Genomic DNA, 20230 nt, shown 5'->3' on the forward strand with positions numbered 1-20230 from the left:
ATCCAGGAGGAAATTCATGTCTTTTGTCCGCTTTCTCGCCCGCCCCATGCTCGCCTCCAGTTTCGTCCTTGCAGGCATGGACAAGCTCAAGAACGCGGATGACACGGCCACGCAGCTGTCACCCCTGTTGCGCCGTGCGGCTGAATCCCTGCCGTTCCAGACCAACGAAAAAGTCCTGGCACGCGTTATCGGCGGCACCCAGGTCGGAGCGGGCGTGCTCTTCGCGCTCGGCAAGTCTGCGCGCCTCGCCGCGACTGTCCTGGCCGTCATCTCCGCACTAAACGGCTACGTTGAATGGCGCAGCGCCGACATCACCTCCAAGGAGGGCCGCGACGCCCGCCGCAAGCAGCTGCTCAAGAACGTCTCGCTGACCGGCGGCGTGCTGCTGGCTGCCGTCGACACGAACGGCCGACCCAGCCTGGCCTGGCGCGCCGAGCACCTCGCCGCGGACGTCAAGAAGTCCACGGGCCACCTCGCCGCCGACGTGAAGAAGTCCACCGGCCACCTCGCCGCCGACGTCAAGAAGACCACCGGCAAGCAGCTGAAGAAGGCCGATAAGGCCGTACGCAAAGCCGTAGACCACACCGTCGGGGCCTAAGACAGCAATGACAGGCCCCACCCCCACCGCAGCTGCCAACGCCGTTCCCGCGGACCTTCCGCCCTGGCGGGCGCCCTTCGCCGGACAGCCGCTTGACGCAACGGTTACCGTTCCGGGGTCCAAGTCCCTGACCAACCGGTACCTCGTGCTGGCCGCACTCGCCGACGGACCCTCGCGGTTACGCGCCCCGCTGCATTCGCGGGACTCAGCGCTCATGATCGAGGCACTGCGGCAGCTCGGGGCCACCATCACGGAGGTTCCGGGGGACGGCGATTTCGGGCCCGACCTGGCCATCACGCCCATCGGCCTGGAGGCCCCCGGGGCCCGAACCGGTATCGACTGCGGACTGGCCGGGACGGTCATGCGGTTTGTCCCGCCCGTCGCGGCCCTGCGCCGGGGGGTGACACTGTTCGACGGCGACCCGCACGCGCGCAAGCGCCCGATGGGGCCGATCATCGAAGCACTCACCGGGCTGGGCGTCGCCGTCACCGCGCCCAACGGCAGCCCCGCCTCGTCGCTGCCCTTCGCCGTCGGCGGCACCGGCGAAGTGCGCGGCGGCCACCTCGTCATCGACGCCAGCGCTTCCTCGCAGTTTGTCTCCGCGCTGCTCCTGACCGGAGCCCGCTTCACCGAGGGACTGCACCTCGAACATCAGAGCAGGGACGAGGCCGGGAAGCCCGTCCCCAGCCTGGACCACATCAACATGACGGTCGCCGTGCTCCGCGGAGCCGGAGTGTCCGTGGATGACTCCCGCCCGAACCACTGGATTGTCTCCCCCGGGCCGATTCGCGCCTTTGACCTCCGGATTGAACAGGACCTCTCCAACGCGGGCCCCTTCCTCGCGGCGGCCCTGGCCACCCGAGGCACCGTCCGCATCCCCAACTGGCCGACCGAGACCACCCAGGTCGGCGATCTGTGGCGCACCATCCTCACGACGATGGGGGCCACGGTGACACTCACGGACGGCACCCTGACCGTCACCGGCGGCCCGGAGATCAAGGGCGCGGACTTCGACGAGACCAGCGAACTCGCCCCCACGGTCGCCGCACTTTGCGCCCTGGCCAGCGGCCCCTCACGGCTGAGCGGCATCGCCCACCTCCGCGGGCACGAAACAGACCGGCTGGCCGCACTCGTCGCCGAAATCAACGGCCTAGGCGGGGACGCCGAGGAGACCTCCGACGGCCTCATCATCCGGCCCGCACCGCTGCACGGCGGTGTCGTCCGCAGCTACGCCGACCACCGCATGGCCACCGCCGGCGCAATCCTGGGCCTGGCCGTTCCGGGCGTCGAGGTCGAGGACATTGCGACCACCGCCAAGACCATGCCCGACTTTCCGCAGCTCTGGGAGTCCATGCTCGCCCAGCGCGCCCACGGCAGCGCAGCGCCGGCAGATGCCTCTCCCGCAGGCGCAGCCCCCGCAACGAAGGGCACGTCCGGTGGCACGCAGTACTGACTCCTGGGACGAATCCGACGTCCGGATCCGCCCCAACAAAAAGGGCACGCGGCCCCGCACCAAGGACCGGCCCGCCTACGACGACGCCGTCACCGGGCGGATCATCACCGTTGACCGCGGACGCTACACCGCCGTCGTCGCCGAGGGCACCCCCGAGGAACGCAAGATCATCGCCGCCCGGGCCAGGGAACTGCGCCGCAACCCCGTCGTCGCCGGCGACTTCGTCTCCCTCGTGGGGGACGTCAGCGGCGAACCGGACACGCTGGCACGACTGGTCAAGATCCAGGACCGCCATACGCTGCTGCGGCGCAGCGCCGACGACACGGACCCGATCGAGCGCGCCGTCGTCGCCAACGCCGACACGCTGGTGATCGTGGTGGCGGCTGCCAATCCGGAGCCCCGGACCGGGTTCATCGACCGGGCCCTCGTGGCCGCGTATGACGCCGGAATCGAACCGCTGCTGCTCGTCACCAAGGCCGACGTCAAGGATCCCGCGGAGCTCCTCTCCAACTACCAGCACCTGGCCTTCCCGGTGATCATCTCCAAGACGGCGGACTCCGCCGCCTCCGGCATCGATGCCCGCTCGGATGACGGGCTCTCCGCCCGGTTGGACAAGGACGCCGTCTCCCAGCTGCGCGCCCACCTCGACGGGAAGGTCACCGTCATGCTGGGCCACTCCGGCGTCGGCAAGTCCACCATGGTCAACGCCCTGACCGGCGCCGAACGCGCCACCGGCGGCGTGAACGCCGTGACCGGGCGCGGCCGCCACACCTCCTCCTCCGCCGTGGCCCTCAAGGTCAACGATGCGCCGCCGGGCAGCTGGATCATCGACACCCCCGGCATCCGTTCCTTCGGCCTGGCCCATGTGGACCCCGACCGGATCCTGCGGTCCTTCCCCGACCTCGAGCCCGGCACCGACGACTGCGAGCGGGGCTGCAAACACGATTCCAGCGCCGTCAACTGCGGCGTGGACGCCTGGGTGGCCGCCGGCCATGCCGGCGAATCGGGCCCCGCCCGGCTCGCCTCACTCCGCCGCCTGCTGGGAACCGACCCGCGGATGGAAGCCCAGGACGTCAAGGAACTGGGCACCGTCTCCTAGTCCGGCAGTGCGGCTGTCCGGCCGTCAGCTGCCCCGCGGCGGCCGGATCCCGCGGCGCAGCCACGTGGCCTCCCGCCCCGCCGACCGCTTTGGCGGTAGTTTGGAACCATGAGTCAACCCGCTTCGAGCTACAACGACGACCTGCGCCTTGCCCATGTACTGGCAGATTCCGTAGATTCCCAGACCATGAGCCGCTTCAAGGCGCTCGATCTTCGGGTTGAGACGAAGCCGGACCTGACGCCGGTGACCGACGCCGACAAGTCGGTCGAGGAAGCCATCCGCGGCCAACTCTCCCGCTCCCGTCCCCGGGACGCCGTCCTCGGCGAGGAGTTCGGCAGTTCCGGCCACGGCTCCCGCCGCTGGATCATCGACCCAATTGACGGGACCAAGAACTTCGTCCGCGGCGTCCCCGTCTGGGCCACACTGATCGCCCTCGTTGACGAGGGCGAGCCGGTCGTCGGCGTCGTCAGCGCCCCGGCGCTGGGCAAGCGCTGGTGGGCCGCCAAGGGCGCCGGAGCGTACATGGGCCGTTCGCTGGCGGCCGCCACCCGGCTGAAAGTCTCCAACGTCGCCAAGCTCTCAGACGCCTCCCTGTCCTATTCCAGCCTGGGCGGCTGGAAGCAGCGCGGCAACCTCGACGAGTTCCTTGGCCTCACCGAGGCGGTCTGGCGCAGCCGCGCGTACGGGGACTTCTGGTCCTACTGCCTCGTGGCCGAAGGCGCCGTCGACATCGCCTGCGAGCCGGAACTGAACCTCTACGACATGGCCGCGCTGGTCCCGATCGTCACGGAGGCCGGCGGGCGCTTCACGTCCCTCGAAGGCGAAGACGGCCCGTTCGGCGGCAATGCCCTCGCCACCAACTCCATCCTGCACTCGGAGGTCCTCAAGCGCCTCAACCCGGGCCTGGACGACCTGCTCTAGCAGCCCGCTTTCAACCGTTCAACCATCGCCGCATCGGTGGTCCTATCCGCGTGCAATCGATTCGAAATCTATTGCGAGGTCTCGTCCTTTGGCTGGCGTTGAGGCCGCCCGCGCACACGTCCTCGCTTCGGTCCAGCGCTGCTCGGGGCTGCCAGTGGACCTCCTGTCGGCTCTTTCGAAGAACTCCAGGGTGTCACGGCTGTCGAACACCTCTTCGCCGTTGGTATGCCGGCCGCTGCCGCGGCCTGCTAGCGGGCTTGCTGCCGCCGGACCGTCGCGCCAGGGCCAGGGTTTGGCTACCCGGCGGACACCGGCGTAACAAACAGCTTCACATTGCGTCCGCGCCTTTCCGCCGGAACGGGGTATGACCTACGCTCGAAGCAGGTCACGAGTGCCAGCGCGAAACCCCGGTTTGCTGGCCGGCAACCCTCCATTCGCGGTGGGGTGCCCCGGGTGACGACCTGGCCGGTCCGGAACGGACCCGGCAAGCGCGGATCCCCGGTGTGTGGGGTCCTTTTCGAGCGAGGTCCCATGACAACTGCCACCATTCCCACCACTCCTGAATTCCAGACCGGCGCGAGCCAGGCCCGTCCCGACGCGCGGTTCGCCGTGGCCCGCCGGCCGCTGTCCGCAGTGACCGGCGCCGAAATCCAGGCACCTCTGATCCAGGGCGGCCACGTCCGCTACGCCAACCTGGACTACGGCGCCTCGGCCCCTGCCCTGTCCGTCGTCTCGGCCTACCTCAACGAGATCCTGCCGTACTACGCCAGCGTCCACCGCGGCGCCGGCTACGCCTCACAGATCAGCACCTCGGTCTACGAGAACGCCCGCACCATTGTCCGGGAGTTCGTGGGCGGCCGGCCGGACGATGCGGTGATCTTCACCCGGAACACCACCGATTCCCTAAACCTGCTGGCCGGCTGCCTGCCCGCCGCCGGCGGCGTGCACACCGGCGAGGTGCTGTACCTGGACATCGAGCACCACGCCAACCTGCTCCCGTGGCAGCGCGTCCCGCACCGCAGCATCATCGCCGCCCCCACCCTCGCCGCCACCCTGGAACTGCTCCGCGCGGAGCTCGCCCACGGCGGCGTCAGCCTGCTTGCCGTGACCGGCGCCTCCAACGTCACCGGAGAGATCCTGCCGATCCGGGCCCTGGCCGCACTGGCCCACGACTACGGCGCCAGGATCGTCGTCGACGCCGCCCAGCTGGCGCCGCACCGCCGGATCGACATCGCCACGGACGACGTCGACTACCTCGCCTTCTCCGGGCACAAGCTGTACGCACCGTTCGGCGCCGGGGTACTGGTCGGCCGCCCCGACTGGCTCGACGCCGGCACCCCGCACCTGGCCGGCGGCGGGGCCGTGCAGGACGCCCGGATTGACAGTGTCAGCTGGACCACCGGCCCGGCCCGGCATGAAGGCGGCTCCCCCAACGTCCTCGGCGCCGCCACCCTGGCCCGCGCCACCCAGGTGATCGCCGACCTGGACGTGGACCAGTGGCACGCGCACGAAAACGCGATCCGGTCCTTCCTCGTCGAGGGCCTCGCCCGGATCGACGGCGTGACGGTCCACCAGATCTTCTCGGACAGTGCGTCCTTCGACTCGCCGGCAGGCGCCGGCCCTGTCGACGCAGCGGGCACCGGCACGATCGGCGTCGTCAACTTTTCGCTGGAAGGCTACGACGCCGGCCTTGTGGCGGCCTACTTGTCGGCCGAACACGGCATCGGGCTGCGCGACGGCCGCTTCTGCGCGCACCCCCTGCTCCGGCGGCTCGGGCTGCCCTCGGGCTCGCTGCGGGCCAGTTTCGGCCTGGGTTCCCGGCTGGAAGACGCCCAGCGGCTGCTCGCCGCCCTCGAGGAGCTGCGCCGGACCGGCCTCGGCTGGGACTACGTCGTGGATGCCGGACGCTGGGTGCCGTCCAACGACACCCGCAGCTACCCGCACTGGGCCCCCAACACGCCCGGCACCGCCGGCGCGGCGCCCTGCGCCCAGGACTGACGGTCCCGGTGCCGTCCCGGCGGCGTCCCGGCCGGAGCACCGGCCCTGCTGCGTGCGGTAAATTCGAAGGGTACCCATCCGGACCTGCCGAAGGAGATCGCACGTGGCACGCGGCGGACCCAAACTGCATGAGGAACGCCGCCAGGAGCTGGGGCAGAGCTTCCAGGACGGCGGGGCACACTACGAACGGGTCCGCCCCGGGTACCCCGCTGATTCGGCTGACTGGCTGATCCCCCCTGGGGCGGGGGACGCCGCGGACCTTGGCGCCGGAACCGGGAAGTTCACGGCGCTGCTGGCCGGTCGCGGCCTGCACACGGTCGCGGTGGACCCTTCCGCTGACATGCTGGACCAGCTGCGCCGGACGCTCCCGGACGTTACCGCCGTGGAGGGGACCGCCGAGCACACCGGGCTGCCCGCCGGGGCCTTCGACGTCGTGACCGTCGCCCAGGCCTGGCACTGGTGCGACCCGCTCTTGGCCAGCACGGAGATCGCGCGGATCCTCCGCCCCCGCGGTGTGCTGGGGCTGATCTGGAACCAGCTGGACACCTCCGTTCCCTGGGTTCACCGCCTCTCGCGCATCATGCATGCCGGCGATGTCCACAAGCCGGATTTCACACCGCCTCTGGGCCCGGAATTCACGGGGCTGCAGAGCCACCTCACGCGCTGGGAAGATCCGGTGCGCACCGCGGACATCATCGAGCTGACGAAGTCCCGCAGCTACTATCTGGCGGCCGGTGAGGGGACCCGGGCCAAGGTCCTGGGCAACCTCGACTGGTATCTGCACGGGCACCTCGGCCACCACCGGAGCGAGGTCCTCCCTCTCCCCTACCTGACGCAGAGCTGGCGGGCCGTCCGGGCCTGACGGTCTCCGGCGCCGCCTGACGGTAGGCTGGAAACTGTGAAGACCAGTCTGCCCTCCTCCTCGATCGAGGACTACGTCAAGGTCATCTACTCCTTTACGGAGTGGCAGGACAAGCCCATCACCTCCACCCAGCTGGCCCAACGACTCGGCGTGGCCAACTCCTCGGTCTCCGAGATGGTCCGCAAGCTAAAGGACCAGGGCCTCGTGGACCACCAGCCCTACAGCGCCATTACGCTGACGGCCGACGGCGTCCGGCTGGCGTTGTCCATGGTCCGGCGGCACCGGCTTATTGAAACGTTCCTGGTCCGGGAGCTTGGCTACCGCTGGGACGAGGTCCACGACGAGGCAGAGCTCCTGGAACACGCCGTCTCGGACACGTTCATCGAACGGATGGCAGCCAAGCTCGGCAACCCCGTACGGGACCCGCACGGCGATCCGATCCCGGCGGCGGACGGCTTCGTCCAGGTACCCGCGGCCCACCGGATGAGCGAACTCGACGACGGGCACACCGGCCGGATCACCCGGATCAGCGACGAGAACCCCGAGTTGCTGCGCTACCTTTCGGCCGAGGAGATCGCCCTGGACGCCGAGGTCGAGGTCCTGGGCCGCAAGCCGTTCGGCGGAGCCCTGGTGGTGCGCATCGGCTCCGGTGCCGCCCGGCACGAGTTCGACCTCGCCGAGGAAGTCGCCTCCGCCCTCTGGGTCCACAGCGAGTCCGGCCACCCCGGCTGCAGCCTTGAGCGAAAGTAGCGGCTGGCGTGCGTGGGCGGCGGTCGCCGTCGGCGGCCTGATCGGGACGGAACTGCGCTACGGTGCCGGCCTGCTGTTCCCCGAAACAGCCGGCGCCATCCCCTGGACCACCCTGGTGATCAACGTCGTCGGCAGCTTTGTCCTGGCGGCCCTCACCACGGTCTGGATCGCGCGGCCGAGAACAGCCTTCTGGCTGCGGGCCGGGCTCGGGCCTGGACTGCTGGGTTCCTTCACCACCTTTTCGGCCGTGGTGTTCGCCATCGACCAGCAGTTCCGTGCCGGTTTCCATGCCAGCTGGCTGGCCTACCTGGGCCTGTCACTGTTCCTGGGCCTCGGCGCCGCGGCCGCCGGCTGGAAAACCGGTAAGACCCTGGCCGATCTGGGCGGCGGGGCCGCATGATCACCGCCGTGTTAGTGGGAGTTTTCGGCATCGCCGGCGCCCTGCTGCGGTTCGCCGTCGACTCCTGGTTTGCGCACCGCCCGGACCGTCATCCGCACTGGCCCTGGGCGACCCTGACCGTCAACGTGACCGGCTCCTTCATCATCGGTGCCGCACTGGGGATCACAGGGCGGCTGGGGCTCGGGGCCGAGTGGCAGTCCGGCCTCACGGCCGGGCTCGCCGGCGGTCTCACCACCTTCAGTTCGTGGACCACCGCCACGGTGCGGCTGGTGAGCGAGACGCGGTTCTGCGCCGCCGCCCTCAACATTGCCGCGAACCTTGTCGCCGGCCTGGCGGCGGCCGCGCTCGGGCTGGCCCTCACAGGGCTGTGACGAGCCTAACGCCCGCGCCCTGACGGCGATTTGGGGACCGTCCCATCCCGTATCGTTGAACCATGGTTACCCGACGTGAAGCAGCCCAGATCCTCGACATTCCGCTGGAAATGGCTCACCGTCACGGCATCCCGTCCCGGCTGAGCGACGCCGAGCTCGGCGACCTCCTGGACAACCCGCCGGCCTGGCTTGTCCAGTCCAAGGCCAACCGCACCGGCAAGCGCCCCATCTGGGTCCAGCTGACCTGCGCGGTCTGCGGGTTCTCCGAGGCGTCCCGGCCGAAGAAGTGGTGGCCGGAATTCACCTACGTGTGCTGCGCCCACCACGCGCCGTACGAAGTTCCCGGCGTCGCCACCGGGCTGGTCCGCAGCGAGTATGAGGGCGTGGGCAGCCGCTTCGTCGGCATCGTGGACGTCGCGGTACCCGAGGCGTAACTTAGTATCACGGGGGCCATCCCGGGCCCCCTGCCGTTAGGGAGCGCCCACATGCCTGACAAAACGCCGCACCAGAGCTCGGCCAAGAAGCCGGTGAAAACCATCAAGGAAAAACGGGCCGAGAAGAAGTCCAAGAACGTCGCGGAAACGCACGCTGACCCCGTCGCCCACATCAAAAAGCGCTGAGCACGGCCCGCCAGCCGGGCAGTGCAGGCAAAGCAAAAGGCCGGAAGCTGTCGCTTCCGGCCTTTTGTGTGGAACTTTACGGGGTGGAGCACCCGTTTCCGGGCCTCCGATGGTGGAGATGGGGGGAATTGAACCCCCGTCCGATGTCGTGTTGTCAGGGCTTCTCCGGGCGCAGTTTGCGTCGGATTTTCTCGGCCCCAGCCACGCTACAAACAGCTGGCTGATCCGGGCCCAGTCATCAAAGAGTCCCGTTCACCCCGATGACGGGGGTAAACAGCAGTGGCTATTTAAATGACGCCAGGATCCGGGGCAATAGCAACCTCGGGCTGACGGACTGTCTTACTGCTTAGGCAGCAAGAGCGAAGTCAGTGCGTTTTGATTCGGCACTTATTGGTTTGCAGACAGCGTTTACGAGATAATTCTGCATCCTCGGCCCGCTTCACCTGTCGCGACTAACATCGTCGAAACCGATCATCCCCGTATTTTTTTATCAAACCGGACAGGTCCGGTGCCGAACCGCTGCTGCGGTTCCCGCCCCGTTCCTTCCCGGACTATCTAGCATAACGCACGTCCCGGCGGAATCATTCCTGCGGTTTCGCTGCGCCGGTCCCTAGCGCCGGTTCCGCTCGCGCATGACACGCAGGGCCTCGCGCTTGTCCTGCTGCTCGCGCAGGGTCTGGCGCTTGTCGTATTCTTTTTTGCCGCGGGCGACACCGATCTCCACCTTGGCCCGGCCGTCCAGAAAGTAGAGCTGGAGGGGGACGATCGTGAAGCCGGATTCGCGGATCTTGTGCGAGATCTTGGTGAGCTCGTCGCGGTGCAGCAGCAGCTTCCGACGGCGGCGCGCGGCGTGGTTGGTCCAGCTCCCCTGGTGGTACTCGGGGATGTGGATGCCCTCCATCCAAAGCTCGTCGTTGTAGAAGGTGCAGAAGCCGTCGACCATCGAAGCGTGGCCCGCACGGAGGGACTTCACCTCGGTGCCCATGAGCGCGATCCCGGCCTCGTAGGTGTCGAGGATCGTGTAGTCGTGCCGGGCCTTGCGGTTGGTGGCCACTACCTTACGGCCACTTTCTTTCGGCACGGTAGAACTCCTTGGATCGATGGGTGGGTCCGCTGCCGGGGCGGCGCGGGCTTCTTCCAGTTTACGGCAGAGCCGCAGCCCAGCCGCGGGCCTTCCGCTCCGGGCGGATCAGAGCAGGTTCATCGGATCCACGGCCCGGCCGTTGAGCCAGGTCTCGAAGTGTGAGTGGCAGCCGGTGGAGTTGCCCGTGGTTCCCGAATAGGCAATCAATTGTCCCTGGCTGACCTGCTGTCCGGGGGAAACGGTCACACTGACGTTGTGGTAGTAGACGGTGGTCAGCGAGTTTCCCTGGACAACGCCATGCGAAATCTTCACATTGTTGCCGCCGCCGTCGTTGGCCCAGCCGGCGGAGAACACGTTGCCCGCGGCTGCCGCGTAGACCGGCGTGCCGCATGCCGCGGCGAAGTCGATGCCAGTGTGCATGTAGCCACCCTGGCCGTAGAAGTCGGTGGTGCCCGGCGGAGTGGCGCGCCAGCCGAAGCCGGAACTGATCCGCACGCCGTTGAAGGGGTGCCGCAGCCCGAACGCGGACGGGTTTCCGGGCGGGGCTGGTACGTACGGCGCCGGGGGCCTGACCTGCCCAGCGGCGCGGGCAGCGGCGGCGGCTGCAGCCGCGGCGGCCTCAGCGATCCGGCGCTGCTCAGCTTCCCAGGCCTCGCGCAGCTTGCGGTCGCGCTCGACGATGTCCGCCGCGACGGCGTCCTGCTGGGCCTTGACCTGGGCGATCTGCGTCTGGATGGCGGGCTTGGCGGCCTGGAGTTCGGCGTCGAGCCGGGTGGTGTCGGCGATGAGCTGGTCCACCTGGGCCTTTTTGGCCTCGGCCTCGTCACGGGCGGCCTGTTCACGGGCCAGGGCGGCGTCGGCCTTGGCTTTCAGATCCTTGATTTCGACTTCCACCGCTTCGAGCCTGGCCTGGGAGTTGACGTTGGTGGCGTTCTGCTGGGTGAGCTTGCCCATCGCCGAGTTCTGGCTGCGCATGGCCTGGTCGGCCAGGTCGATGGTCTCCGTGAGGCTGCCGCCGTTGTTCGAGCCGAAGAACAGCGAAAGGTTGGAGGGCACACCGCCGGACTTGTAGGCCTGGGTGGCGATCTGCCCGATCAACTTCTTGGTATCGGCGATTTTCTGCTTGTCCGTCTCAAGCTGCTGGGTGATCTTGGCCTTGTTCTGTTGCGCAAGGTCCACCCGCGCGGCGAGGGCCTCGGCCTCCTTCACGGCACTGGCCACGCGGCCCTGGGCCTCCAGCAGGGCCTGCTGCGCACCGGGGAGCTGGCCCTGGTACAGGACGAGGTCCGAGGCGGCCTGCGCGATCCTGGAGTCCACGAATTCGAGGGAATGCTGCACCCGGGCCGCTTCCTCGCGGAGGGCGGCCTGCTGGTCCTCGAGGGTATCGGCGAACGCCACCGGGGTCGGGGCGCCCAGGCTCGCCGTCAGAATGAGCGCCAGTGCGGCGCTGACAATGCGGCTGCGGCGACCGGCCACCGGCAGCCGGGTCGAAACCGGCCGAGGGGCGGGTCGGTGCATCCGTGTCATGGGTATTCCCTTTTCGTTGCGCACGCTAAACCCTCAGGTATCGCCGGAGGGTCAGGAGTGATGATACTCCTGCCAGCAGGACGCCAAGGCCGATCAGGGCCGGCGCCAGGATCAGCGTCTGAGCTGCGGAGATAAAGGCGGTGTCCGGATACTGCTGGGACAGGTAGCCGCCGAGGAAGAAGTGCGCCACGGCCCACAGCGTGGCCGAGGCCAGCGCCGCGCCGATCACGGCGGCAATCACGCCTTCCAGGATGAACGGCAGCTGAATCACAATCTTCGACGCCCCAACCAGGCGCATGATCCCGGTCTCCCGCCGCCGGCTGAAGGCCGAGAGCCGGATGGTGGTGGCAATCAGCAGAATGGCGCAGACGATCATCACGCCGGCGACGCCGACGGCCACGAGCGAGGCGGCGTTCATGACCGAGAACAGCCGTTCCAGGAGCTGGCGCTGGTCGATCACGGTTTCGACGCCGGCCTGGGAGGAGAACGTCTCGCTGATGATCTGGTATTTCTCCGGATCCTTCATGTTGATCCGGAACGAGGCCGGAAGCTGGTCCGGCGTCACCGAGTCGACAATCGGGGAGTTGGAGAACTGTTCCTTGAAGTGCTTGTACGCGTCGTCCTTGGACTCGAACTGGAAGTCGTTGACGTACTGGGCCACGGCGGGCGATTCCAGCAGCTTGCCCAGGTTGTCCTGCTGTTCCGGGGTGGCGGGGCCGGTGGCGCAGCCGGCCGCCGTCGAACCGTCACTGCAGAGGAAAATGGCGACCTGGACTTTGTCGTACCAGTAGCCCTTCATCTGGTTGATCTGCAGCTGCAGCATGCCGGCGGCGCCGACAAAGGTCAGGGACACGAACGTCACCAGGATGACCGAGACCACCATGGAGAGGTTGCGGCGCAGGCCGCTGCCGATTTCGGCGAGGACGAACTGGAGCCTCACAGCTGGCCCTCCCCTGCGGCGCGGGCGGCGGCCGGTGCGGCTGCGGCAGGCTCGGGTTCCCGCCCGCTCGCATCCCGCAGGCGGCGTGACTGACCCACGATCGGAATCATGGAGGTGTAGAGGGCCTTGGCCTCATCCCGGATGATGACGCCGTTGTGGAGCTCGACGACGCGTTTGCGCATCTCGTTGACGATGTCGTCGTCGTGTGTGGCCATCACGACGGTGGTGCCGTTCTGGTTGATCTTGTCCAGCACCCCCATGATGCCCATGGAGGTGGTGGGGTCCAGGTTGCCGGTGGGCTCATCGGCCAGCAGGATCCCCGGCCGGTTGACGACGGCGCGGGCGATCGCCACGCGCTGCTGCTCGCCGCCGGAGAGTTCGTGCGGAAGGCGGTTTTCCTTGCCTTCGAGGCCGACGGTCTTGAGGACCTCGGGGACGGTGTCGCGGATGACGCTGCGGCTCTTGCCGATGACCTGCATGGCGAAGGCGACGTTGGCGAACACGGTCTTCTGCGGCAGCAGGCGGAAATCCTGGAACACGACGCCGATCCCGCGGCGGAGCCGGGGCACGCGCCAGCTGGAGATGTTCGCTACGTTCTGGCCGGCGACGTAGACCGCGCCGGAGGAGGCGCGGTCCTCTTTGAGGACAAGGCGCAGAAAGGTGGACTTGCCGGAACCGGAAGCCCCGACCAGGAAGGCGAATTCGCCGCGGTCGATCTCAAGGTTGATCGAATCCAGCGCGGGTCGCGCCTTCTGGTCATAGACCTTGGTGACATTTTCGAAACGGATCATAGCCCTAAGTACCCTGCAGGACGTGGACGGGTACGGCCCTGTTCTGCTGCCGGCGCGCGGGCTTTCTAGTGGGGGAAGTAGAGCTCCGGCTTCTCGACTATACGCACGGCTCCCGGCGGATTGGCCCGAGCGCGGGGGCGTGTCGCAGGATTAGACCAGAGGGGCAGCTGTGACACAAGCTACCGGCGGGCAGGGCGGAGCTCCGGCGGCCGGCCGCCGTCCGCAGACTACTTGTCCGCGTTGCGGTTGTCGGTCCGCCAGCGGATGCCGGCGTCGATGAAGTCATCGATCTCGCCGTCGAACACGGCGGAGGTGTTGCCGACCTCGTGCTCGGTGCGGAGGTCCTTGACCATCTGGTACGGATTCAGGACGTAAGAGCGCATCTGGTCGCCCCAGGAGGCCTTCACATCACCGGCGAACGCCTTCTTCTCGGCATCCTCCTGTTCCTTCTTCAGCAGCAGCAGCCGGGACTGCAGCACGCGAAGGGCCGCCGCGCGGTTCTGCAGCTGGGACTTCTCGTTCTGCATGGACACGACGGTGCCGGTCGGGATGTGGGTCAGGCGCACGGCGGAGTCCGTGGTGTTGACGGACTGGCCGCCCGGGCCGGAGGAACGGAAGACGTCGACGCGGATCTCGTTGTCCGGGATGTCGATGGAGTCCGTCTGCTCGATCAGCGGAATGACCTCGACGGCGGCGAACGAGGTCTGGCGGCGGCCCTGGTTGTCGAAGGGGCTGATCCGGACCAGGCGGTGCGTGCCGGCCTCGACGCTGAGCGTGCCGTAGGCGTAGGGGGCCTTGACCTCGAAGGTGGCTGACTTCAGCCCGGCCTCTTCGGCGTAGGAGGTGTCCATGATGGTGGTCGGGTAGCCGTGGCGTTCGGCCCAGCGCAGGTACATCCGGAGCAGCATTTCCGCGAAGTCGGCGGCGTCCACGCCGCCGGCGCCGGCCCGGATGGTCACGACGGCTTCACGCTCGTCGAACTCGCCGGACAGCAGGGTGACGACCTCGAGCTCCTTCAGTGCCTTGCGGATCGATTCCAGCTCGACGGCGGCCTCGCCCATGGAGTCGGCATCGTCCTCGTCCTGGCCCAGTTCCACGAGGACCTCAAGATCGTCGATCCGCGAGGTGAGGGAGTCCAGCCGGGCCAGTTCGGATTGTCGGTGCGAGAGCCTCGAGGTGATGACCTGGGCGGCCGCGGGGTCGTCCCACAGGTTGGGTTCGCCGGCTCGTTCGCTCAGTTCGGCGATGTCTTCCTTCAGCGCCTCGACATTCGAAACGTTCTCGATGGAGGCGTAGGTGGCGCGCAGGGCGCGGATTTCTGCGGGAAAATCAATGTTTGCCATGGTTTTTTAAGCCTACGCTATCCGTGCGAGCCGCCCGGACTGGGTTGCGGGGCCCGCCCGGGCAAGCTACCGCGTGAGCCGGGAACGCGCCGTCGAACTCGCTTCGATCCTGATGCCGTCCGGGACCAGGAAGTTGACCACGGGCGGGTGGACGGCGGCGCTGAGCACAACGACGGCGGTGGATCCGTCCGGGCTGCCCGTTCCCGGCCCGACGGCGAGCCCGTTGAACCGGGCGGAGGCGCTGCTGCGGTCCAAAAACTCGACGGCGGCGCCCCGCACGCGGGCTCCGGTCAGGACGGCGGTGGGACTGCCTCCGCCCGTTTCGAGCTGCCCAAGGGTGAAGCTGTCCGCGGCGGCCACCGAGGCGCCGTCGGCCAGTGACAGGAGCTTTTTGTGCTCGATATAGACGCTGGAGGCGGCAACGACCACCGTTGTGAGAAGCAGCGCCAGCAGCACAAAGCCAATGATCAGCACCGTCATTTGCCCGGCGTCGCTGTCCGGGTTCCGGGGCGGCGGAGCCGTTTCCGGTCCCTGCCACGGGCGCCCGGCGCGCTGCCTCCGGGGACGGCTCATCGGAAGCGGCCCACCAGTTGTGTGGCGGAGGCGCTGAGCTGCCCGGCGTTCAGGTTGAGCATCCCGCTGAACGGGACGAACGGGAGCGGCACCGTCAGATGGACGGTGACCGTCACGGCCGATCCCGCTGCCAGGCAGTCCGCGGGGACACAACTGGTCTCGACCCGGGCATTCGCCGCGGCGTGACCATGGTCGGCGAGCGCCAGCAGGACGGCCTGCTCGGCGGCTGCCCGGCCGGCGGCGGCATCGGTCTGGGCAACAAAGACCTTGGCGGCCTGGTCCGCGGCGCCGACGACCGCGAAGGAGCCGCCCTGAAGCTGGCCCATCGTGATGATGAAGTAGACCAGCGGCACCATCAATAACACCGACAGGAACGTAAACTCGACGACAGCGCTGCCCCGTTGTGCATCATCCGGGACGCGGGCGTCCGCTGTCGCGGAGTCTCCCCCGGACCCACGGCCCGGCGCGTCAGGGGTGTCCGGCGAGTCAGGGCTGGATGGCCGCATGCCCCTTCACCTCCAGGACGGCGCGGGGACCGATCAGTCCGATCACGGGCAGCGGAGCGCGGACCGTGACTTCCAGGGTCAGGATGCCCTGGTACGTCGTTTCGCTCGTCGTCACGTCCTGGGCGAACGCAGGGTTGAGCGCGACGCCAATCAGCTCCGCCGTCCGCTCCTTGGCATCAACAGCGCTGCGGTCCGCGAGCGTGCCGTATCTGGCGCCCGACGCCGCGGCGTCGATCAGTGTGTTCCGCACGTGCAGAACGAGGGTCAGCTGGACGATGGCGAGGAAGAACAGCGTCAGCAGCCCTCCCACGAGGACAAAGTCCACCACCGCCGACCCCCGTTCGTCAGCTTTGTCCCAGCCGGCGCCGGGCGGGCGCACGCGCTACTGCCCGACCTTGTCCATGGCCTGGTTGAACAGTCCTTCCAGGGCAGGGACGGCGATCGCGAGGAGTGCGGCGACGAGGACGGCGGACATCAGGGTGATCATCACCCAGCCGGGCACATCGCCCCGCTCGCGGGGATCACCGGGCCGTTCAGGCTTCCGGACAATGGCCGAATGCATCCTGGCAATCCCGGGCACCAGGCTGATGGTGCATAGCAACAGCGCCATGCGGTTAATGATCCGTTTCACGTTCTCCCCTTTTGGTTGGTTCTTCGTTTGTCTTCCTGCGCCTTCCCTGCCGTTTTTGGTTGTTACAAACCCATGCTGAGGGCGGCCAGCCCCGGAAAAACGGCGAACACGACCGTCAGTGGCAGGACGCCGAAAACGACGGGAACCATCATGCCGATTTCTTTTTTGCCGGCTGACTCCATCAGTTCCCGCTTCGCCGTGTCCCGGACGTCCTGGGCCTGGGCCCTCAGCACATCAGCGAGGGGTGTTCCGCGTTCGACCGCCACGATCAGCCCGTCCACGAAACGCAGCAACGGGCCGAGCTCCGTCCGTGACGAGAACTCCTGCAGGGCTTCCACAAGTGGCTTCCCTGCCCGCGTCTCCGCCAGGACCCGGGTGAAGTCCTTGGACAGCTCTCCCCGGGCACTGCGGCACACCCTGTCCAGTGCCCCCGTGGCGCTCTCTCCCGCGCTGACGGCGAGGGCCATGAGCTCGGCGATGCTGGGGAACTCCGCCATCATGCGCGCTTCGCGCTTCCTGACCTGGGCCCCCAGCACGTAATCGCGCAGCAGAAATCCACCGGCCGCGCTGCCAAGCACCAGCACGACGGCGAGCAATGGGCTGGACCGTGCGGCCGCACCGAAGACCATCACGGCACCGACCGCCGCGACAAAACCGCCCGCACCCCAGAGAAGCTGTTCTGCCCGGAAATCCGCCGGCGACTTATCGCCCCCGGCTCTCGCCAGGCGGCGGTCCAGCGCCGCGGAGCCGGGGTTCAGCCGTCCCAGCCACGAGACGGCGTCGCCAATGACCGGGCGCAGGATCCGTTCCAGCGGACCGAACGGGGTGAAGTTTCTTGGCACGGCGCGCAGGAGCCGGGATTCCAGATTGTGGGACTTCAGCTGCGGACCGATGCGCTCAACGAAGCTGGTCGGCCGCGTGAACGGCAGTCTGATCAGTAACAACCACGCACCGCAGCCCAGAACCACGCCGCAGGCAGCGGCCGCAGCCGTCAGCCCGGTCATCGGAGGACCCGCTCATCGGCCGGCAGGGCTCCAATGCGCAGCATGACGGCATAGGAGACCAGGGAGACGGCCAGCCCGCCAATCAAAACGGCGGCCCCGAGGGGCGTGTTGTACGCCGCCACCGCCTCGGGCCGGCTTGCCAGCAGCATCAGGACGATCCACGGCGCGGCCACCGCCAGCCGTGCGGCGTTGACGGTCCAGGACTGCCGGGCCTCCAGCTCGCTCCGGGTCCGGGCACTTTCGCGCTGGAACTCCGCCAGCGTGCCCAGCAGCCGGCCGAGGTCCGAACCGCCCACCTCCCTGGTTAGCCGCAGCGCCTCCACGATCCGGTCGGCCACCGGATCCGCCAGCCGGTCCTTCAGCCTGGTCAGGGAGGGATCGAACTGTCCTCCGGCGCGATAGTCGGCGCCAAACTCGCGGAACTCATGACGGAGTTCCTCTGGACCTTTGTCGCCCAGCTGGATGAGGGCTTCCGGCAGGGACAGGCCGGCGCGGATCGCCGAGCGGAGGTGGTCAACGACGTCGGGCCACAGCTGGCGCAGAACTGCCGTGCGCTTCCGCGCGCGCCACTTCACGACGGCCAATGGCAGCCAGCCCCCAAAGAGGCCAAAACAGCCTGCGATCGGCCACGACCTGGTGACGGCAAAAAACACGAGCGTCGTGAACGCTCCGACACCGAGGCAGCTCGCCAGCAGGCCGGGGCCGCTGACCCTTTCGATTCCTGCGGACCGCAGCAGATCCTCCAGCCGGCTGGGGCCAGGCCGGCGTCTGTCCGCCTTCGGTTGTTCCCAGGCGGACCACCAGATCAGCAGGAGTCCGGCGCCGGCAAGCATGCCCAGCAGCGCCGCCATCAGCGCTGCTCCAGCAGGGCCGCGACGTCGTACCCTGCCCGGGCAAACTTCTCGGGTGACGGCATCGAGTTGGCCCTGGGCTGCAGCTGGCAGCCAGCGAGGGCGAACACCATGGACGATTCGATAATGCCGTTCTCCACCCTCCGGCCCAACGACAATATTTCCGTCACTTCCCTGCGCCCGCTGGCGTGGCGGGCGCAGTGGACCACGAGGTCGATGCAGGAGGCAACCGTTGGAACCACGAAAGCACTGGAGATGTTCTCGCCGGCCAGCAGGGGGAGCGTGCAGATCTTGGTCACCGCGTCGTGGGCCGAATTCGCATGGACTGTGCACATCCCTGGAAGCCCCGAGTTCAGGGCGATCAGCATGTCCAGGCTCTCGGCCTCCCGGACCTCGCCCACCACCAGCCGGTCGGGGCGCATGCGCAGGGCCTCCTTGACCAGCCGGCGCATGGGGATTTCACCTTCGCCCTCGAGATTCGCCTGCCGGCACTGCAGCCCCACGACGTCCCGCAGCGGAAACTGCAGCTCGAAGATCTCCTCAACGGTGATTACGCGCTCGCGGGTTCCGATGCTGGCCGCCAGACAATTGAGCATGGTGGTCTTGCCCGCCTGGGTGGCGCCGGAAACCAGAATGTTCAGCCCACTGGCCACGGCAGCGCCGAGGAACCGCGCCGCCTGCGGCGTCAGCGTGCCCAGCTCCACCAGGTGTTCGAGCCGGCTGGCCTTCACCACAAACTTGCGGATGTTAACTGCCCAGTGTCGCCGCGTCACGTCCGGGATGACGACGTGCAGGCGCGAACCGTCAGGCAGGGCGGCGTCCACGAACGGAGAGGACATGTCGAGGCGGCGCCCCGAGCTTTTGAGCATCCGTTCCACGAGGTCCCGGACCTGCTGGTCCGTGAGCGAGACAGAGGTCAGCTCGGATTCGCCGTTCCGTGCCACGTAGATCTCGTTGGGGGAAGAGATTCGATATAGGTTTCTCAAAGGTTGAACTGTTACTCGCCTCCCACGAGGCCGGTAGCAGTTCACCTACAATCACAGCGACGGGCAACAGCAAGGTCTCCGCCCGTCACTGAATCACAACAAATCCATGGGGGATATACATGAACGCAATGACAGACACGCGCCCGGCAGTCCGTATCCAGGCTGACAGTGAAGCTCCGGTCGTCAACCACTACAACCTGCACGAGGACATCACGCGGTCCATCGTTACAGGTGAGAGCATCCTGGCCATGTGCGGCTTCGTAGGTCCGGTTCAGGGGCGGGGCAATGGTTCCGTAGCCCAGAAGACAAAGGGCGTCCTCATTGTCTGCGAGCCGTGCAAGCAGGCGTTCGAGGGACTGTCTGCCTTCTGACTCACACACAAGAAAGCCCCGCCAGTCAGCGCGACTGGCGGGGCTTTCTCTGTTCAGAGTGTTCGGTGCGTCCTCTTGGTTCGCCTTGCGCCCTTGGGCCCTGGGGTCCGTGCCGTCATGGCAAGGATCTCGTCAATGTCGCCGCGGCTGAACATGATCGAGCCGCCGACCTTGTGGAACGGCCATCGCTCAGACAAGCGAAGTGCCATGATCGTACCCTTAGTAAGCCCGAACATCTCCGCGACTTCCTCCGGTTTGTAGAGTTCCCGGGTCATCCCTGTGCGCCCCTTGCTTTCAAGCCGGTCACTGGCGCTTTCAAACGAGCCTTCTGGTCCAGTGCGTTCTTCAACAGTCATCCGCAGAGTTTATCTACCCGTGGCAATGAACAGTTGCGGTGGGCCACCGGGTCCAGGAATTCCCGCAACGCAGAAACCCCCGCCGGTCGCTATGAACTGCTCCCCGAAAGTTGGACTGAGAAATCAGTTCTGACTTTTGGGGAGCAGTTTTATGCGGGAGAGCAGTTCGTTGTCCAGGGCGCAGCGGGAGGCCGC

The 20230-nt window shown here is 67.6% G+C and carries 25 protein-coding genes, 1 other RNA gene and 1 riboswitch; of the genes, 12 read left to right on the forward strand and 14 right to left on the reverse strand.

What is annotated here, in order from left to right; genetic code table 11:
• Positions 1–16 precede the first annotated feature (16 nt).
• The 11 genes from ACZYZ5_RS20305 to ACZYZ5_RS20355 all read left to right on the forward strand — a co-directional run bounded on the left by ACZYZ5_RS20305 (position 17) and on the right by ACZYZ5_RS20355 (position 9072).
• Complete coding sequence (locus tag ACZYZ5_RS20305; protein ID WP_307459803.1) at positions 17–598, forward strand: DoxX family protein; 582 nt, start codon at positions 17–19, stop codon at positions 596–598.
• A gap of 7 nt (positions 599–605) precedes the next feature.
• Positions 606–2051 carry a 3-phosphoshikimate 1-carboxyvinyltransferase gene (aroA, locus tag ACZYZ5_RS20310; protein ID WP_463904155.1) on the forward strand — a complete coding sequence of 482 codons (1446 nt, stop codon included), beginning with the start codon at positions 606–608 and terminating at the stop codon, positions 2049–2051.
• Positions 2035–3150, forward strand: coding sequence for a ribosome small subunit-dependent GTPase A (rsgA, locus tag ACZYZ5_RS20315; RefSeq protein WP_463904156.1), 1116 nt, complete (start codon positions 2035–2037; stop codon positions 3148–3150). Before aroA ends, rsgA begins: the two co-directional genes overlap by 17 nt.
• Positions 3151–3258: 108 nt before the next feature.
• Positions 3259–4071 (forward strand): histidinol-phosphatase, encoded by an 813-nt coding sequence (gene hisN, locus ACZYZ5_RS20320; protein WP_463904157.1) that lies wholly within the window; start codon positions 3259–3261, stop codon positions 4069–4071.
• Positions 4072–4454: 383 nt separating this feature from the next.
• Positions 4455–4568: riboswitch (SAM riboswitch) on the forward strand.
• Between the two features lie 34 nt (positions 4569–4602).
• Positions 4603–6069, forward strand: coding sequence for an aminotransferase class V-fold PLP-dependent enzyme (locus tag ACZYZ5_RS20325; RefSeq protein WP_463904158.1), 1467 nt, complete (start codon positions 4603–4605; stop codon positions 6067–6069).
• A gap of 103 nt (positions 6070–6172) precedes the next feature.
• Positions 6173–6931: a class I SAM-dependent methyltransferase gene (locus tag ACZYZ5_RS20330; RefSeq protein WP_463904159.1), complete on the forward strand. Its 759-nt coding sequence runs from the start codon at positions 6173–6175 to the stop codon at positions 6929–6931.
• A 36-nt stretch (positions 6932–6967) separates the two neighbouring features.
• Entirely contained in the window at positions 6968–7681 is a 714-nt protein-coding gene (locus ACZYZ5_RS20335) for a metal-dependent transcriptional regulator (protein WP_463904160.1), read from the forward strand.
• Positions 7668–8081: a fluoride efflux transporter FluC gene (locus ACZYZ5_RS20340; protein ID WP_463904161.1), complete on the forward strand. Its 414-nt coding sequence runs from the start codon at positions 7668–7670 to the stop codon at positions 8079–8081. Before ACZYZ5_RS20335 ends, ACZYZ5_RS20340 begins: the two co-directional genes overlap by 14 nt.
• Positions 8078–8452, forward strand: coding sequence for a fluoride efflux transporter FluC (locus ACZYZ5_RS20345; RefSeq protein ID WP_463904163.1), 375 nt, complete (start codon positions 8078–8080; stop codon positions 8450–8452). The genes ACZYZ5_RS20340 and ACZYZ5_RS20345 overlap by 4 nt, the downstream gene beginning before the upstream one ends.
• A 62-nt stretch (positions 8453–8514) precedes the next feature.
• The gene (locus ACZYZ5_RS20350; RefSeq protein WP_463904164.1) at positions 8515–8886 is read left to right on the forward strand and encodes a hypothetical protein; all 372 of its coding nucleotides are present in this window, start codon (positions 8515–8517) and stop codon (positions 8884–8886) included.
• Between the two features lie 51 nt (positions 8887–8937).
• Entirely contained in the window at positions 8938–9072 is a 135-nt protein-coding gene (locus tag ACZYZ5_RS20355; protein WP_463904165.1) for a hypothetical protein, read from the forward strand.
• A gap of 110 nt (positions 9073–9182) precedes the next feature.
• On the opposite strand, the gene ssrA is transcribed toward ACZYZ5_RS20355, so the two are convergent.
• From ssrA to ACZYZ5_RS20420, 13 genes are all read right to left on the reverse strand, one after another.
• Positions 9183–9551: a transfer-messenger RNA gene (ssrA, locus tag ACZYZ5_RS20360) on the reverse strand.
• Positions 9552–9682: 131 nt separating this feature from the next.
• A complete protein-coding gene (gene smpB / locus ACZYZ5_RS20365) occupies positions 9683–10153 on the reverse strand; it encodes an SsrA-binding protein SmpB (RefSeq protein WP_463904167.1) in 471 nt (156 codons plus the stop codon).
• Between the two features lie 108 nt (positions 10154–10261).
• Complete coding sequence (locus tag ACZYZ5_RS20370) at positions 10262–11674, reverse strand: peptidoglycan DD-metalloendopeptidase family protein (protein ID WP_463904182.1); 1413 nt, start codon at positions 11672–11674, stop codon at positions 10262–10264.
• Positions 11675–11708: 34 nt separating this feature from the next.
• Complete coding sequence (ftsX, locus tag ACZYZ5_RS20375) at positions 11709–12623, reverse strand: permease-like cell division protein FtsX (RefSeq protein WP_463904168.1); 915 nt, start codon at positions 12621–12623, stop codon at positions 11709–11711.
• A complete protein-coding gene (gene ftsE / locus ACZYZ5_RS20380; protein WP_463904170.1) occupies positions 12620–13414 on the reverse strand; it encodes a cell division ATP-binding protein FtsE in 795 nt (264 codons plus the stop codon). Before ftsE ends, ftsX begins: the two co-directional genes overlap by 4 nt.
• Before the next feature lie 227 nt (positions 13415–13641).
• Positions 13642–14757, reverse strand: coding sequence for a peptide chain release factor 2 (gene prfB, locus ACZYZ5_RS20385; protein ID WP_282381705.1), 1116 nt, complete (start codon positions 14755–14757; stop codon positions 13642–13644).
• 66 nt (positions 14758–14823) lie between these two features.
• Complete coding sequence (locus ACZYZ5_RS20390) at positions 14824–15237, reverse strand: pilus assembly protein TadG-related protein (RefSeq protein WP_463904172.1); 414 nt, start codon at positions 15235–15237, stop codon at positions 14824–14826.
• Positions 15238–15326: 89 nt separating this feature from the next.
• Positions 15327–15836, reverse strand: a complete 510-nt coding sequence (locus tag ACZYZ5_RS20395) for a hypothetical protein (protein WP_463904173.1) — start codon at positions 15834–15836, stop codon at positions 15327–15329.
• Positions 15817–16215, reverse strand: coding sequence for a TadE/TadG family type IV pilus assembly protein (locus ACZYZ5_RS20400; protein ID WP_463904174.1), 399 nt, complete (start codon positions 16213–16215; stop codon positions 15817–15819). The genes ACZYZ5_RS20395 and ACZYZ5_RS20400 overlap by 20 nt, the downstream gene beginning before the upstream one ends.
• Before the next feature lie 3 nt (positions 16216–16218).
• Entirely contained in the window at positions 16219–16398 is a 180-nt protein-coding gene (locus tag ACZYZ5_RS20405; protein ID WP_463904183.1) for a hypothetical protein, read from the reverse strand.
• A gap of 131 nt (positions 16399–16529) precedes the next feature.
• Positions 16530–17471, reverse strand: a complete 942-nt coding sequence (locus tag ACZYZ5_RS20410; protein WP_463904175.1) for a type II secretion system F family protein — start codon at positions 17469–17471, stop codon at positions 16530–16532.
• Positions 17468–18322: a type II secretion system F family protein gene (locus ACZYZ5_RS20415; protein WP_463904177.1), complete on the reverse strand. Its 855-nt coding sequence runs from the start codon at positions 18320–18322 to the stop codon at positions 17468–17470. The genes ACZYZ5_RS20410 and ACZYZ5_RS20415 overlap by 4 nt, the downstream gene beginning before the upstream one ends.
• Complete coding sequence (locus tag ACZYZ5_RS20420) at positions 18322–19308, reverse strand: TadA family conjugal transfer-associated ATPase (RefSeq protein ID WP_463904178.1); 987 nt, start codon at positions 19306–19308, stop codon at positions 18322–18324. Before ACZYZ5_RS20420 ends, ACZYZ5_RS20415 begins: the two co-directional genes overlap by 1 nt.
• A 119-nt stretch (positions 19309–19427) precedes the next feature.
• On the opposite strand from ACZYZ5_RS20420, the gene ACZYZ5_RS20425 reads away from it, so the two are divergent.
• The gene (locus tag ACZYZ5_RS20425; protein WP_463904179.1) at positions 19428–19679 is read left to right on the forward strand and encodes a DUF3039 domain-containing protein; all 252 of its coding nucleotides are present in this window, start codon (positions 19428–19430) and stop codon (positions 19677–19679) included.
• A 53-nt stretch (positions 19680–19732) separates the two neighbouring features.
• Here the strand turns inward: ACZYZ5_RS20425 and ACZYZ5_RS20430 are convergent, their stop codons facing one another.
• Positions 19733–20035, reverse strand: a complete 303-nt coding sequence (locus ACZYZ5_RS20430; RefSeq protein ID WP_463904180.1) for a helix-turn-helix domain-containing protein — start codon at positions 20033–20035, stop codon at positions 19733–19735.
• Positions 20036–20230: the final 195 nt, after the last annotated feature.

Source organism: Pseudarthrobacter ribosi, assembly GCF_055412865.1.